Consider the following 16,384-nt stretch of genomic DNA (forward strand, 5'->3'; position numbering starts at 1 on the left):
ACCGAAGGTGATGGTTTGTTCAACTCCGTTGATTGTTAATGACTGTTGTTTTGACGCTGCGTTGTACAGTTCGGTTGCCACCACCGAAGCGGTTACTGTGACGGTGCCAGCTTTGTGTATTGTTACTGTCTTTCCTTCGGTGCTGGCTACTTCGGGGTTGGAGGATGAGAAGGAGATTTCCTGGTCTGTGTCTACTGAAGCCATGAGGTCGAAGGGTGCGTCGCCATAGGTTTTTTCAGGAAGAGGTTCGAAAATAATTGTTTGAGGCAGCCCCTCAATTGTCAGCGTTTGTTCCAAAGATGCAGCGTTGTATACGTCTGTTGCTTCGACGGAGGCAGTTATTGTCACCGCACCCACCTTGTGAATTGTCACCAGCGTCCCATCGGTGCTGGCAATTTCCGGGTTTGATGAAGAGAAGGAAATGTCCTGATCCGTATCAACCGATGCCACGAGGTCGAAGGGCTCGGCGACGACAGATTTAACTGGCAGGTCGGCAAAGGAAACTATGGGATCAGCTTTTGTGCCAGTACCAGTCAACACAATTTCAATTAAAGGAGCGTTCTCATCATTGGTCAAGATGAGTAAAGCAGCAGAGCGAGAACCTACACCTTTTGGCGTAAAAGTAATGCCAATTTCGCCAGAGCTATTTGGATTTACTTTATCTGAAATCGAAGAAAGGTCGAGCTCAAAATCTTCCGGATTAGCGCCTGCCAGGTCAAACTTGAACGAGCCAGTGAATTTTAGGGGGATGTAGCCCATGTTGGAGATGGTTATCACTTCTATTTCGCTGGGTTGATTGTAAACAGCATCATCAAAGCTTATTTCGAAACCTGAGCTCTGCTGCGTTCCCTTGTATTCTACTTCGGCAGAAGAATGCAATATGGGTAGTCTGTAAATTGAAGTTATGCCGTCTTTTTCCCCTTGAAAAACAAGGTCTGACTTAAAGTTGAATGGATTATCTATTCTCTTGACACCGGAACTTTCAGTTAGGTCATAAAGAAGTGTAGTACCTTCTGCGCTGCCATCTGTCCCAAGCATAGTGCTATTAAGCAAGTTGTCCCCCTCCCAAAACAATAGGTAGTCGTCGACTACCGTATAGCCTCCGAGATAGCCTGTTTCTGAATGATATATTTGTTCGTTGCTTTCAGCTGATAAGCTAAAATAGTCGTAGCCATAGCCCTCACTTTTCTTTATATAAATGAGAGTTTCATTTAGCGGTATAAATGGATCTTCATTGGCTATATAAAACTGTCCCAAAGTTTCAACTAGCTCCGTGCCCTCTGAGGTGCCATCTGTTTTCCAGAGCTCGTAGAAGAAACTGTTGTTTCGGATAACATAGTACAACCAGTCTCCCAAGGTATGATACTCAATAGCCCCAATTGTATTGGAATGATCGAAAAGACGTTGTGTGCCGATTTCAGTTCCATCAGTAACCCAAATCTCGTGTACTGCTGTCTCCTTTTCTGTTAAAAAAAACAGCATATCTTTGAATACATAGAAGTTTGAAGGAAGAGAACCCCATGGGCCGACCCTGATGTCTTTCAGCATACTGGTTCCCTCGTCTGTAAGATCACTTTTCCAAAGTTCCGGCCCATGTATACGATCATTTGCTGTAAAAAAGTAGCCTGTACCAGGGACGTATTCAACGCTTAAACCACTGCCTTCATAAGTGCCTGATGAAGTTCCACTGGCAATATCCTTGATCATTTTTACCGACTCAATCGTCCCATCACTCATCCACAACTCACCTCCATATGCGGCCTCATCGTTCGAGAAAAAAGCGACACCATTCGCTATGCTAATATTAGTTGGGGAGATGGAAAGTTCGACCACGCTTTCAAGGGTGCCGTCTTTAAAAAGAAAAAGATTTGTATGAATAGCGTTGTTTGTGACCTCATGTGCTTTGAAAATTATGGATTCTCCTAGAACCTCAAGGCTTGCAGTATAGTTAGTGAGGTAGGTATATGAGCCATTTCTTCCAATGGCTTTTAAAGTGTTTTCATCCGTTACATTCACTAGATTGGGGGCTTGGTTATTATCGAAGTCCCTTCCCAAATACAGAACGAGATCGTTGCCGACCGTTTCAGCATCCTTAATCGTCAAGCTTTCAGGGACAGTTCGTAAATCCCCTACAGAAATTGTCGTTTCGGGACTGCCCTGGGTGGCCCAAAGCTCTCTGCCTTTTTGTCCATCGTTTAGGGAAATGAAAGAGAAGGATTCTGAGGAAGATAAAAACTCGGGTCGGCTGGCTTCCAGACCAGGGTTAAAGTCCCTCAAAATGGACGTGCCCTCAGTTGTTCCATCCGATACCCAGATCTCGTGTCCAGATGCGTTACCAATAAATGTAAAAAGAAAACGGTTGTTGACAAAAGCGTAATTCCAGTTGTATCCAGAGGAGTTACTGGCTTCCAGGTCAGCAATTTTTATTGTACCTGGTTCGGTAGCATCTGTTTTCCAAAGTTCATTCCCACCCTCGAAGAATATGCTCCCGTCAACCTCGGTTGAAATATTGTGAAGGTACTGAATTGGAATTGTTGCAACCAATTCAAGTTCGGCTGTCATGGTATTAACCTTGTAAAGGCAAGATTGTGTGGTGTTACATCTTTGCACGAATAATAGCTCATTGTTCAGCGTCCTTAGGTTGCTGCTTTGCAGGTTTTCAATTACTACCCCAGTACCATCTGGTGTGCCGTCTGTCTTCCAAATACTGTAACCACTACTTCCAACGATAAAAAAAACCTCATTACTAACAACATGAATCTCACGATCGGAATACCCTACAATTGCGTTGAACGGGGTAAAGTCTTTTATTAGAGTGGTTCCATCAGGGGTACCATCAGTTTTCCAAAACTGTTTGTTGTCGATGAAAAAGAAGAGGTTGTCTCCGATAGGCAAAAATTTGATGTTGTTGGAAACTCCTACAGCTCCGGGGTTTATGTCCACAAGGAGGTTTGTACCTTCACCGGTGCCGTCAGTTACCCAAATTTCTTGACCATGAATTCCATCGTTGGCAAGAAAGAAGACCTTTTCACCGATGGAGATAGGCTGTATTGATTGTGAAGAAGCCCATTGGCCCTGGTTAATATTTGTTAAAGGACTCATGGTCAGTGAAGTCAAGTCTAATATCGCTGGCTCATCACCTAGGATGATGTCTGATTCAAACACGATAAAGTCGAAGCCAAAAAGAAGGAGCTTTCCATCTACTGACGACATAGCCCTGATTCTTCTGATTCCACCGCCTACTTGCTGCCATCCGCCTGAAGGCAAAGTAAATTCAAGTCTAGATGTCCCCTCAGGTGTTCCATCTGTCTGCCAAATTTCATCGTCGTTAGCCACGAAATAATGCATCCCATCGATTTCCACCATGTCTCGTGGGTCGCTTGAAGCAGTTGGGTGATTTTCCAGCAATAGCTGTACAGGCTGAGGTTGAGCAAAAGCTTTATGGCTTCCGCCCAGAAACAAAGAAATGGCAAACACTAATTTAAGCGACCTTTTCAAGCAGCTGGCTGAGTTATTTGGGTACATCGTGTCAACAATTAGGTGTGCATTATAAATAAGCGCTTAATTGTGACAAAAGAAATGTTTTAAGTTGATAAATAATAGAAATTATGAGGTCGCCGTCCATTTTATAGCCCCTCTGGATATCCCTGCAATAAAAAAAGGGCCAGTTTCCCTGCCCTTTTTTACTCAATCATGTTGTTGTGTGGTTTTAGTTTTTAATTACCCTGAAGACTTCAGTGTAGCGCTCGCCGCTGATGTTGAGCAGGTACACGCCGGGGCCAATGTCTTCGACGATGATCTTCGTTTTGGCCTGGTTCATTTGCAAGTCGCCATATTTCACTACTTGCCCACTTATCTGCGTAAGGCGATAGCTGGCTTTGGTGATATTGTCAGGCAGCTCAACCTCAATATAGCTCTGCGCTGGATTCGGGTACACCTGTACTTTATCAGCTAAGTCGTCACCAACACCTGTTACGGTCGGCGTCACTACCAGCGTATGGCTTACATCCTCTGCGGCCAAGTAATTGGCGTTCCCAGTTTGCCTGGCAGTAATTTCTACTTCGCCGGCTGCCAGCACCTCAAGGCTAGTTCCGGTTACTTTGGCAATATCAGGATTGCTCGACACAAAGGTTACTGCCAGGCCAGAGGTGGCTTCGGCCACAAGTTCGACAGCACCATTGCCAGACTCTACATCAGGCACATCAAAAGTGATTGTTTGAGCGGCTTTGTTGATCGTTAACACGTGCTCGACACTAGCCGCCGAGCTATAGCTGTCATTTCCGGGCTGGCTTGCTTTCAGTGTTACGGTTCCGGCACCCAGTATGGTCACAGTCGATCCTTCGATCATAGCAACGCCAGGCTTGGAGCTGGTTAAAGTCACCGGCAAACCTGAGCTTGCCGTGGCTGCCAGGTCAAACGCTTCGGCTCCAAACGTTTTGCCCTCCGGCGCTTCAAAGGTTATGGTTTGAACACCTTTAGATATGGTAAGCAGCCTGGTCACTGAGGTGGCAGCATCGTAGTTGTCGTTGCCAGCCTGGGAGGCCGTAATATTGACATTTCCCGACTTGACGATGGTCACTGTATTGCCAGCAATGGTAGCCACACTTTCATTGGATGAAGTAAACACCACAGGCTGGCCGGAGGCGCCTCCTGTTGCCGTTAATTCGACTGCCGAGCCAAATGTCGTAGGTGCCAGGGACTCAAAGGATATAGTTTGGGGCGCTTTTTTAATGGTAATGCTAAATGCCTGACTGGCAGCATCAAAGTAGTCATTTCCAGCTACTGATGCGGTAACCGACACTACACCAGCCTTAAGGATAGTGGCTGTGGTTCCGGATATAGAAAGAACCGTAGCATCTCCACTGGCAAATGTCACCGGGTTTCCCGAGGTGCTGGTGGCGCTTAACTCAAAGGGGTCATCATCAATGCGATACGTGTTAGCGCTATTGAAGGCAATGCTTTGCCCACCAACGACAATATCTACTTCTTTTGTAGCAGGGTCGGCGGCATGGAAGTATGCATTGCCGCCCTGCGTAGCGGTGATTGTAATGGTGCCAAACTTCTTAGTAACTAGGTTTCCATCTACAAATTCAGCCACTGTTTTGTCAGACGAGGAGAGAGTGACAGGAAGCCCGGATGTCGCTTCGATGTCTAAGGCGATCGGAGTGTTCTTATACAGTATTTTTGAAGGGACTTGTAGCTTGATAGTCTGTTCAAAATCTGTACCCACCCCTTCCAGGTTGACAATACCCGGCGAACCAGAACCAACCAGGGCTGGCAGTTCTATATAGGCTTCCCTTACATCACCGGTCGTCGGTTTAAACCGGATATCGATATCAAAGCTTTCACCGGGCCTGAGCATAGACGGTAGGCTGCCCGACACGATGATGAAATCTTTAGCAGCATCTCCCATCACAGCCAACGTACTTCCTTGAGGAAATGACCAGTCCACAAAGCCCCCGTTTTCTATGGTGACGGTCTCAATGCCAGACTGGTTTCCTTCAGAAAGGGTGCCAAAGTTGATGGTTTCTTCAGATTCAAGCGGGTCGGAATCGTAAATAACTGTGGCGACAGGTTTGAAAAGGCTGAGTTTCCATAGTGAGATGACATAGTCGGAATAGTCATATGAGTTGAAAACAAGATCATCTCCGAAAGCAGTAAAATTTTTGACATCAGCATAGGGGGTCAGAAATGCTTCGTCGTAAAGGTTTATTACTTCTTCATCGATATCAGACCCATTTGTCATGTAGAAAAAAGAAAACCCATAGTTGTAGTAGATATAATTACCTTTTGCAAAAAAGCCGTATGCTTGCGCACCGCCAGTTTTAAGTGTAGTCTGCAATCCCTCATTATCTATAAAGTAGTAATCGTAGTAGCCTGTAGAATTGTTATAATCTACGTAGAGAAGGCCTCTGTCAGATTGAATGGCAGGTATCGAATAATACGAATAGCCTAAATCCAGAATTTCCTCAGTGCCGTCTGCTGTGCCATCAGTTTTCCATAAAGCATAGTATCGATAGTCGTAGTCTTCGAGAAAATATACTTCATTACCTACATGAAAAAACGATACGGCATTAACTGTTTCAATAACCCTGGTGTTTTGAGGAGTCCCATCTGTCACCCACAACTGAGTGGAGCCATTTGTCTCCGCCGTAAAGTAGAGCCTGTCGCCGGCGACGAAGAAGTTTTCCGGGTATGAGCCGTCACTTCCCGGCTCCAGATCAAAAAACAATGTGGTGCCCTCCTCGGTCAGGTCAGTTATCCATAGCTCTCTTCCCGATGTATTATCGTTTGCGGCGAAAAAGTACTTATTTTTAAAGAAGGTAATAGGCAAGTCTTTGGAACTGTTCGTTTCAACTGAGCTGCCGTACCCGGGGGCAATATTGGCTACTTGATAGGTGCCATCGGAAGTTCCGTCTTCGGACACCCAAAGCTCATAACCTTCACCATATCCGGCAAAGAATAATTTGCCATTAACCTTCGTCAGGCCATAGGTATAAAGGTATATATCGTCCTTTACCTGGCTAATGGTTCCATCACCTGCCAATTTGGTGAGCCCTTGCTGAAAGGATCCATCATTATTTAATTGGGAGCCATAAAAGTATATATCGTTGTTAAGATCTGCTATTCCTCCTTGAGTCTCAAAAGTTACCTCTTCTCCCTCCAGCGGGCTCGTTAGTTGCGCCTCCCCAGGGCTTAATTGATAGAGATTAGGAACCCCATTGCCGTAATAGGAAGTTTGAGCATACAGCTTATCCTCCGTCGCTATCATCTTGAACATGGAAATGCTTTGCAGAGCTGTGTTGGTATCTTCCAATAGACTGGTGCCCGAGCTAGTTCCGTCGCTCACCCAAACTTCCTGACCCGTTTCAGGATTTCTGGCTCGAAAAAAAATCTTACCTAGCACGTTGCTTTCAAAGAGCCTGTTTGTGTTATACAATGAAGAAAAGGGGCCAGGATAGATATCTTTTAAAAGTCCCGTTCCGCTTTCAGTTCCATCGGTCACCCAAAGTTCGTTTCCCGTATCTGGAGAATATATAGCAAAGACTAACTTATCACCGGCAAAGCCATTCAAAGAACCCTGGTAGTATTGATTGTTTGCAAAAGTCACTATCATTTCAGCACTACCGCTTGAAACGTCAAGTTTCCAGATCCTGTAAGGGGAGACTGAGTCTATAAAATATGCATCAGACCCATTTGAAGCAAAAAATGAAATAGCATAAGGATGACTTGCAACCGTTACAGACTGATTTTGCGCTTCTCTGTATCTGTTAAAGTTGATAGTGCCATCTGAATATGTAGAATAATATACTTCTCCATCGATGTCAAATACGTATGAGATGTTGAAAGATTCGCTTTGCGCAATCATATTGGTCCCCTCTGGTGTTCCATCCGACTTAAATATTTGGTAAAGGTTATTGGATCCTCTAATCGTGTAATAGAAATAGTTCTCAGTAGAAGCACCCGTCATATAATAGGTATAAACACCATCGTTGGAGATTTTTTTCGTCCCGTCAAGAGTGCCATCAGTGGCCCATACCTGATTGTTGTTTAGTGAAATGAATGTAAGGTTTCCGTTTGAAAAATATTTGATACTGGAATAGCTGCCACTAATAATTTTAAAAGTTCCACTTTCTGTTCCATCAGTTACCCAAATGTCATACCCGTTACCATCATATGACCTGAAATAAACTTTATCCCCAGCGCTAAACACATCATATGTATAGGCATAGCCCGATGGGTTAATGTCTTTTATAAAAGTGACAGACCCATCCGCTGGATCTACCAACGCAGGCTCTCCCGCATAGGAATAAAAGTAGAACCTGTCAATAAACAATTTATCGCCAAGGGGGGCTATATAGTTAATGGTGTTTGAATACCCGTCGCCACTTACAGGGGTAATTTCAGTTCTGTTCAGGCCCTCATCCACTTCGATGATTGTAGAGTTATGAGGGTAATAGGCCTTGCCGTTCAAGTCTGCCAAAGAATAAAAGTAGGGGCCATCACCCGTGCCGGAATTTGGCGTTTCAATTCTGGTAAGTTCAGGTTGCGAAATTCCTTCGAGTGAGACTACGAACAGGAGTAAGGCCGTCAGCAAAATACCTTGAAAGCCAACTTGAAGGCTTATTGATGTAAAAGAATGTGTCATTTTAGGCTTGTTTTTCGTGTGCATGATGAATTTCATAAAGGCTATACACGAGTTATTAGATTTAGGTTAGTAGACGGCTAATTTTATAAACTGATGAGACACATATCCTTGACTAAAAAATGCGCTCAGAAGCCTATTCCACGCTGTGACATTTTATTTAAAAGGACTTTAAAATGGAAATAAGCTGAGCAAAATAGAATTTAGTTTTTGATGGGCAAAGTTTTTTTCTAAAATATGTAAGCTCAGTGTCGAGAACTATGAGCTCTTTTATTTAAGCTTGGCCTTTACAAAAGTTATGAGAAACCATTTATTGCACAGAAGGCTTTGGGGTTATGTGCTATGCTGTATTGCCCTGGAATATTAATTATTTGAGTTTGCGCAAATGCCTTGTCACTTCCATGGCTTTTGCAGGACAATTTCAGGATCTTCTCTTATTTTTTGCAAACTAAGTCCAGTAAAAAAGGGCCAGTTCCCTAGCCCTTTTTTACTCAATTATGTTGTTGTGCGGTTTTAGTTTTTAATTACCCGGAAGACTTCAGTGTAACGCACACCGCTGATGTCGAGCAGGTAAACGCCGGGGCCAATATCTTCGACGGTGATCTTCGTTTTGCCCCCGTTCAGTTGCATGTCACCATACTTCACTACTTGCCCGCTTATTTGTGTAAGTCTGTAGCTGGCTTTGGTAATATTGTCAGGCAGCATAACCTCAATATAGCTCTGCGCCGGATTGGGGTACACCTGCACTTTATCAGCTAAGTTGTCTCCAACACCTGTTACGGCCGGCGCCACTATCAGCGTATGCCTTACATCATCTGCGGTCAGGTAATTGGCGTTTCCCGCTTGTCTGGCAGTAATTTATACTTCATGGGCTGTCAAATGGCTGGCAATAATTTCCTGTCCATTTCCTCTATTCCTCAAATATTCATTTCACCGCATCAATCCTCTGCTTATTTTGTGCTTTCTCGCAAAATCCAACTCCATGAAAAAACTTTCGATGTACCTGTTTTTCTTCCTGGCCATTTTCTCAGGCCAGCTGCTGGCCCAATACCCCACCGACTACCTCGGCAAGGATTTTCACAAAGAACGCCGGCAGGCGCTGCGTGAAAAGATGCCACCAAATTCAGTGGCCGTAATGTTTGCCAATCCGGTTCGAAATCGGGCCAACGATGTGGAGTATGTTTATCACCAGGATCCTGATTTTTATTATTTAACTGGCTACCAGGAGCCGCATTCATTGGTGCTTATATTTAAAGAAAATAAAAAAGATAGTCAAGGAAATATATTCTCGGAAGTGCTATTTACACAACAAAGAGAGGCCCGAAAGGAGATGTACAACGGTGCCAGATTGGGTGTGGAGGGGGCTAAGAAGGAGCTTGGCTTTGAGGCTGCTTACGACGCTACCGTGTTCAAAAATTTTAACATGGACTTCTCCGTGTTTGACAAGATCATGTTCCTCAATTTACCCTCCGATGTAAGGGACGCCACTGGTGATGAGGCCGATCTTTACAGCCTTCTGCTACAGTTCAAAAACAAGGTCGATTACCCGGTCGACTTCAATGCCGACAAGTACAAAATGTATGACTATGTCAAGTCGGAGGAGTTTCTGAAGAACCCGCAGGCGGCCCAGATTTTGAGACAGCTGGTGAATAGCTTTCCAGATTTTGCCTCAAATGAGCAAATCAGGGCTGTTTTAGAAGCCAAGTCGCCCGAGCAAAGGAAGCTGATGATTGAGAAACTTCCTGAGCCAAAGCAAAAGCTGGATGGTACTTCGTTGGAGAAGTACTTAACCGATTTAAGAGAAGTGAAGACCGACGAAGAGGTCGCTTTGCTGAGGATGGCTGTCGACGTGAGTTGCGTGGCGCAGGCAGAAGTGTATAAGGCTATGCGGCCTGGCATGTCCGAATCGGAGGTGCAGGGCATCCATGAGTTCGTTTTCAAGAAATATGGGGCCGAAGACCTGGGCTACCCGTCGATTGTTGGGGCCGGCAACAATGGCTGCACACTTCACTATATCAGCAACAATAAGATGGACATCAAAAGCGATCTGGTGCTCATGGATCTTGGGGCGCAGTACCGGGGCTACACAGCCGACATTACCCGCACCATTCCGGCCAGTGGTAAGTTTACCAAAGAGCAGCGAGCCATCTACGAATTGGTGCTGAAGGCCCAGGAAGCTGCTTTTGCAAGGTCAAAACCAGGCAATAAGATATCAGACAATACCCTCGTTTGCAGGGAAGTGATCAACCAGGGGCTTGCAGAGCTTGGTGTTATTGAGTCAGCGGATACACAGCACAATTACTTCCCGCATGGGGTGTCGCATCACATTGGTTTGGATGTGCACGACAGGGGGAACTACCAGGAATTCAAGGAGAATATGGTACTCACTGTTGAGCCCGGGATCTACATTCCCGAGGGTAGTCCCTGTGACAAAAAGTGGTGGGGGATTGCAGTGAGAATTGAAGACGATATTTTGATCACAAAAGATGGTTACGAGCTGCTGAGTACCCGTGCTCCAAGGACACCTGATGAGATAGAAAAGTTGATGGCGAAAGAGAGTATTTTCTCTAATTATAAACTACCTGATTTGAAAAAATAGTTTATTCAATAGTTTTCTCCGAGTCAGAAAATAAAGTGTATTGACTCGGAGAAAAATCTTGAAAGATGTTTTTACTCGGCCATCATCCACTGGGCAAGTAAGTAACCAGCGCCTTTCGTTACCACCTTGTCAAAGCCTTCGGGTATTTTACCTTCGGGAAGTAAAATCCACCCATCCATTTCAGCCGCTTCGGTAACGTCGATAGCCATAAACGCAGCGCCATCACCAGAGGCTTTTTCCAGGAAGACGTACCTGTTGTTGTCAGCAAACACAGCTGCAATGGCCGGCACTGCATAGCCGGTGGCTTCTCCTGTTATAATTTCCCCTTCCACGTACATGCCCATGATGAAAGGGATATTCTCCTCTTCGAAGTGGCCATGCACTTTGACCGCCCTGGTGTTGTCGTCGAAAGCCTTGTCGATCAGGTAGATGTCAGCTTCCAGCACCTCGCCAGGCATCGACGGCAGCATGATCTCCATTTTTTGTCCCTCTTTTACATTCATTGCCTCCGATTCATAAACGCTGAGCTCGGCATGTATGTGAGTGAGGTCCACTATTTCCATAAGGGATTGCCCGGGCGTTATGTAGCTCCCGATTTTTGCAGATACTTCCGTCAGGTAGCCGTCCATTGGCGCACGGATAGTGAATGACCTGGCAATAGTCCCTTTGTCGAGCGTGGTCATGTTTACATGCAGAAAGCTGAGCTTTTGTTGCAACGCTTCAACTGAGGAGGCCGTTTGTTCATACACCGCCTGAGCGAGTTGCAGATTCTTCTTTGATGTAATAGAGTCAGCCGCCAGGTTACTTTGTCTTTCAAACTCGGACTTTAGCACTGCCAGTTGGCTCCTGTGCTCAAGATACTGCTGTTGCAGATCAACAAATTCCGGCCCTTCCATAACGGCCAGCACTTCTCCTTTCTTTACTTTTTCACCAATGTGTTTGTCGGCTGATTTTACATAGCTACCCAAAAACGTGGTAACAGAAGCCATGTGCTGCGTTGGAACATCGAGCAAGCCATTTGCGGACACAGAGGTTGTGATCGTTCGCTGCTCTATTGTTTTGGACTGGAGACCGATTTTTGCAAGCTGCTGGGCCGACAGTGTCAGGCCATCAGCAGTTTTTTGGGCTTGCTGACTCTCAGCAAGCGGCTCTGCCTGGTTGGTGCAGCCCTGGAGAGCAGCCAGAAGTGCTAGACCTAAAATATATATTTGATAAGTTTTCATGTGTCTGGATTAATCAATTAAAAAGAATGCAATGTTGACCTCTGCCAGCTTAAGCTGATGCAGTTGGTCGATAGAGCTTAGCCTGATTTGTCTGGCAGTTTCGAAATTCAACAGCAATTGGTATAAGTCTATTTCTCCTGCGGTGTATGACCTGTTGGCCATTGATATAAGCTCTTCGGCCATTTTCAGCCCCTCAGTTTGGTAATAGGCAACCATTTCCTCAAACTTTAGCCGGTTGGCCTGCAAGCCCGCCCATTCGGCTTCCCTTCGCCGCTCATAATTGTCTAGCTGCTCACCTGCGGCTTCCGCATACAGCTTACTGGCCTGCACTCGCCTCACTTGTGACAGCCCCAGCAATGGAATGCCAATCCCGAACTGGTAGCCATCAAAATTGGCAGCGTTTTCCCCCTGCCCAAAGCCTTTGAAATACTGGGCCTGAAAGGTAGGTGCCAGCCTTGATTCTTCCACTCTTTTGAGTGAAAGGCTGCTGGCTTCTTTTTTTACCAGCTCCTGATATTTTGGATCGTCCTGGGAAGCCTCAATAGAGGTGTTTTTTGCCAAAACATCGGTGTGGCTAAGAGCCCTGGAGGGGAGCACGATAGAATCTTCACTTTGCAGGATGCCCTTGAGCCGCTCCCGGTAATGTGCCACTTCCAATTGCGATTGTGCCAGCGCTGCATGCACTTCGCTGGCTTTCGATTTAGACTGTATAAGCTCAAGTTTGGTGGCGTCACCCACCTCTGCCCGCCGTACCACAACCTGGTTCATGGCAGCGTACAAGCTATCCAGCACCTGCCAATGCTCCAACTTCTCTTTTGATCGGGCCATGCCGAGATAGAGAATAGCGACGTCTTTGCTGAGCTGTCGTTTGGCAATATCAAGCTGGGAAGCAGCAATGTCGGTTTGGTTAACCAGGGCTTTTTTGGACGCAGTGTAGAGGCCCGGCCAGGCGATTTGCTGCTGCACGCCAAGCACCCTCAACGGAAAGCCGTTGGGCGCTATATTGTTTTGATCGTAGCCATAATAGATATGAGTGGGGCCGGGGTCGAAAGCAGTCTTCTCCAGCTTCTCCACACCTTGCAAGGTTGTTTGTGCCGCATTAATGCCCTGGTTGTTTTCCAGGGCCATCTCAATGGCTTTGTCAAGCGTCAAGATGGATGGAGCATTTTGAGCGTTGATAGCAAGGCTACTGCCCAACAACAGCATCAGCATTGTCGCCTTTTTACCTGGCCATTTGAAAAAGCCAGTTTCCAGCAATGTGTACAGTACTGGCAGCACCACCAGCGTGAGGAACGTGGCCGACACCAGACCCCCGATAACAACGGTCGCCAATGGCCGCTGTACTTCTGCCCCAGCTGATCCTGAAAAGGCCATAGGGAAGAAGCCCAGTGCTGCCGCCGACGCCGTTAGCAACACGGGGCGCAGTCTCATTTTTGTGCCCATAATCACTCTTTTGTGGATGTCGTTAATTCCTTTGTGCTTTAATTCATTGAAGAATTCAATCAGTACGATGCCATTTAACACGGCGATACCAAAAAGCGCAATAAACCCAACGCCAGCAGAGATACTGAAGGGCATGCCTCGGATAGTTAAAGCGATGACGCCACCTATAGCGGCCAATGGAATGGCTGAGAAAACAAGTAATGCCTCACTGACGGCCCCAAAGGTAAAATAGAGCATGATGAAGATCAGGAACAATGCTACTGGCACAGCCACCATCAGCCTTTTTTTCGCATTTTGAAGGTTTTCAAACTGCCCCCCATAGGTGATATAGTAGCCGACAGGCACTTTGAGGCTGGTGTTGATAATCTGTTGCATTTCTTGCACCAACGACTCCATGTCTCTGTTTCGCACGTTGATGCTAACCACGATCCTTCGCCGGGTATCATCTCTTGAAATTTGGGCTGGGCCTGCTTCGTAGGTGATGCTGGCCACTTCCCGTAAAGGAACCTGGCCTCCGCCCGGAAGGGCAATGAACAGATTGCTGAGATCCTGAATATCGCTTCTATTCTTCAGCAAGGTTCTCACTACCAGGTCGAAGCGCTTCTCTCCTTCAAAAACAACACCGGTGGCCTCTCCGGCAAAAGCCATTCTGATCACCCTATTCACGTCTTTTACCATAAGTCCATAAGACGCCAACTTGTGTCGGTCGTACGTTACCGACATTTGAGGCAAGCCGGCTATTTGCTCCACACTTACATCAGCCGCTCCTTCCACATGCTGAATAAGCGACTTTACTCTGTTGCCCATGTTGAAGAGTGTATCGAGGTTTTCGCCGAAGATTTTGATGGCTACATCTGCTCTTACACCAGTAACAAGCTCGTTGAACCTCATTTCGATAGGCTGAGTAAACTCAAAACCAATACCAGGGAGAGCGGACATTGCCACTTTCATTTTATCGGCAAGCTCATCTTTTGAGGCAGCAGAGACCCATTCTGACTTAGGCTTCAGTCGCACAATCACATCCGTCATTTCCATCGACATCGGATCGGTAGGAACTTCCGCTGCCCCAATTCGGGTGATCACCTGACTCACCTCTGGAAAATTCTGCAGCAGAATCCTTTCGAGCTTAGTGCTGATGTCCACCGTTTCCGACAAAGAGGTACCCGGCTTGAGAATGGGCTGTATCACGTAATCACCTTCATCGAGTGTTGGAATGAACTCGCCACCAAGCTGAGTGAATAGGAATACGCTAGCTGCCAGCATGGTGATTGCAGCACCAATAACCAACGCTTTGAACCTCAAAGCGAAGCGGATGGTAGGCAGATACAGGTTTTGTATTTTTCCAATCAAAGCGTCAGAAAATCCGCTTTTTGAGGTCTTTGCTTTTTTGGGCTTAAGAAAGTAAGCCGACATGGCTGGCACATAGGTCAGGCAAAGGATCATGGCACCTATGAGCGCAAAGCTGAATGACAAGGCCATTGGCTTAAACATTTTTCCTTCAATACCTGAAAGCGAAAGGATAGGTATGAAAACAATCAGGATGATGACCTGACCGAAAATGGCGGATCGCATCATCGTGGAAGCACTTGTCGCAGTGAGAGCATCCATTTCGGCTGTTCGTTCTTCGTCTGATAGCTTGAGAAGCCCGTTTGCCCTGGCAGAGATCTGGTGCACCGTATATTCTACAATGATGACCGCCCCATCGATGATAATACCGAAGTCGATGGCGCCCAAACTCATGAGGTTGGCCGATACTCCGAAGTAGTTCATAAGGGTGATGCCGAACAAAAGGCTCAATGGAATAACCGAGGCGACTATCATGCCCGAGCGGAAGTTGCCAAGCAGAAGAACCAGCACGAAGATGACTATGAGCGCTCCCAAAATAAGGTTTTCAGCTACTGTGCTGGTGGTCTTTTCTATCAATTCTGTTCTTTCCAGAAAAGGGTTGATGTACACACCTTCGGGTAGAAACTCTCCTATTTCACTTACCCGATCCTTCACAGCATTGATTACCTGGCTACTATTGGCCCCCTTGAGCATCATCACCTGGCCCATTACTTTTTCACCCTGCCCGTTGGCGGTAATGGCACCAAAGCGAACGGCGGTACCAAACCTGACTTCCCCAATTTGCCTGATGAGGATGGGAATGCCATCTCTGTTGCCAATCACCACACTGCCAAGCTCCTCCAGAGACTTGATCTGACCCTCTCCTCTAATGAAGTAACTCTGGGAGGCCTTCTCTATATATGCGCCACCTGTTACGTCGTTGCTTGCCTCTAGCGCATCAAATACTTCTTTGATGGTAACGCCCGTTGCATTCAGCAATGTAGGATCCACGGCGACTTCGTATTGTTTAAGAAAGCCACCCCAGGTGTTTACTTCCACCACGCCCGGTATCCCCGACAAATAGCGTTTGACGATCCAGTCCTGAATTGTGCGAAGTTCAGTGGTGGAGTATTTGCCTTCATAACCGGGCTTCACATCCAGTATATACTGGTAAATTTCGCCAAGGCCGGTAGTAATAGGGCCCATTTCCGGAGTGCCGAACCCCGCTGGGATGGACTCCTGGGCCTTCTTGATTTTTTCCGCAATAAGCTGACGAGGCAAATAGGTGCCCAAGTCTTCGTCGAACACAATGGTGACGACGGAAAGCCCAAACTTGGAAATCGAGCGGATTTCCTGCACACCCGGAAGATTGGCCATTTCCAGCTCTACCGGGTACGTAATGAATTGCTCCACGTCCTGGGTGGCGAGGTTTCTCGAAACCGTAATTACCTGCACCTGATTGTTCGTGATGTCAGGCACGGCCCCGAGGGGAATTTGACTTAGCGAAAACAGGCCAACGCCTATAATGGCTAATGAAAACAGCACAACGATCAGCTTATTGCGTATGCTGAATCGAATGATTGAATCGACCATTTATAAATAGATTTAAAGCGCCCTGTGGGGGCATGAGAAATCAGATAACCAATA

The 16,384-nt window shown here is 46.3% G+C and carries 6 protein-coding genes; 1 reads left to right on the forward strand and 5 read right to left on the reverse strand.

Going from position 1 to position 16,384, the window contains the following annotated elements; genetic code table 11:
• The 3 genes from GC130_RS27490 to GC130_RS27500 form a co-directional block, all read right to left on the reverse strand.
• Window positions 1–3,498: hypothetical protein (locus GC130_RS27490; protein WP_226940630.1), on the reverse strand; the 3,498-nt coding region annotated here is incomplete at its 3' end.
• A gap of 211 nt (window positions 3,499–3,709) precedes the next feature.
• Entirely contained in the window at window positions 3,710–8,149 is a 4,440-nt protein-coding gene (locus GC130_RS27495; RefSeq protein ID WP_193218042.1) for a T9SS type A sorting domain-containing protein, read from the reverse strand.
• Window positions 8,150–8,659: 510 nt separating this feature from the next.
• A complete protein-coding gene (locus GC130_RS27500) occupies window positions 8,660–8,938 on the reverse strand; it encodes a T9SS type A sorting domain-containing protein (protein ID WP_152001578.1) in 279 nt (92 codons plus the stop codon).
• A 190-nt stretch (window positions 8,939–9,128) separates the two neighbouring features.
• Here GC130_RS27500 and GC130_RS27505 point away from each other — a divergent pair, with 190 nt between their 5' ends.
• The gene (locus GC130_RS27505; protein ID WP_152001579.1) at window positions 9,129–10,745 is read left to right on the forward strand and encodes an aminopeptidase P family protein; all 1,617 of its coding nucleotides are present in this window, start codon (window positions 9,129–9,131) and stop codon (window positions 10,743–10,745) included.
• Window positions 10,746–10,816: 71 nt separating this feature from the next.
• Here the strand turns inward: GC130_RS27505 and GC130_RS27510 are convergent, their stop codons facing one another.
• Together GC130_RS27510 and GC130_RS27515 are read right to left on the reverse strand one after the other, a co-directional pair.
• Window positions 10,817–11,968: an efflux RND transporter periplasmic adaptor subunit gene (locus GC130_RS27510; protein ID WP_152001580.1), complete on the reverse strand. Its 1,152-nt coding sequence runs from the start codon at window positions 11,966–11,968 to the stop codon at window positions 10,817–10,819.
• Between the two features lie 9 nt (window positions 11,969–11,977).
• Window positions 11,978–16,330 carry a CusA/CzcA family heavy metal efflux RND transporter gene (locus GC130_RS27515; protein ID WP_152001581.1) on the reverse strand — a complete coding sequence of 1,451 codons (4,353 nt, stop codon included), beginning with the start codon at window positions 16,328–16,330 and terminating at the stop codon, window positions 11,978–11,980.
• Window positions 16,331–16,384 lie beyond the last annotated feature (54 nt).

Source organism: Imperialibacter sp. EC-SDR9 (assembly GCF_902498805.1).
Taxonomy (GTDB): domain Bacteria; phylum Bacteroidota; class Bacteroidia; order Cytophagales; family Cyclobacteriaceae; genus Imperialibacter.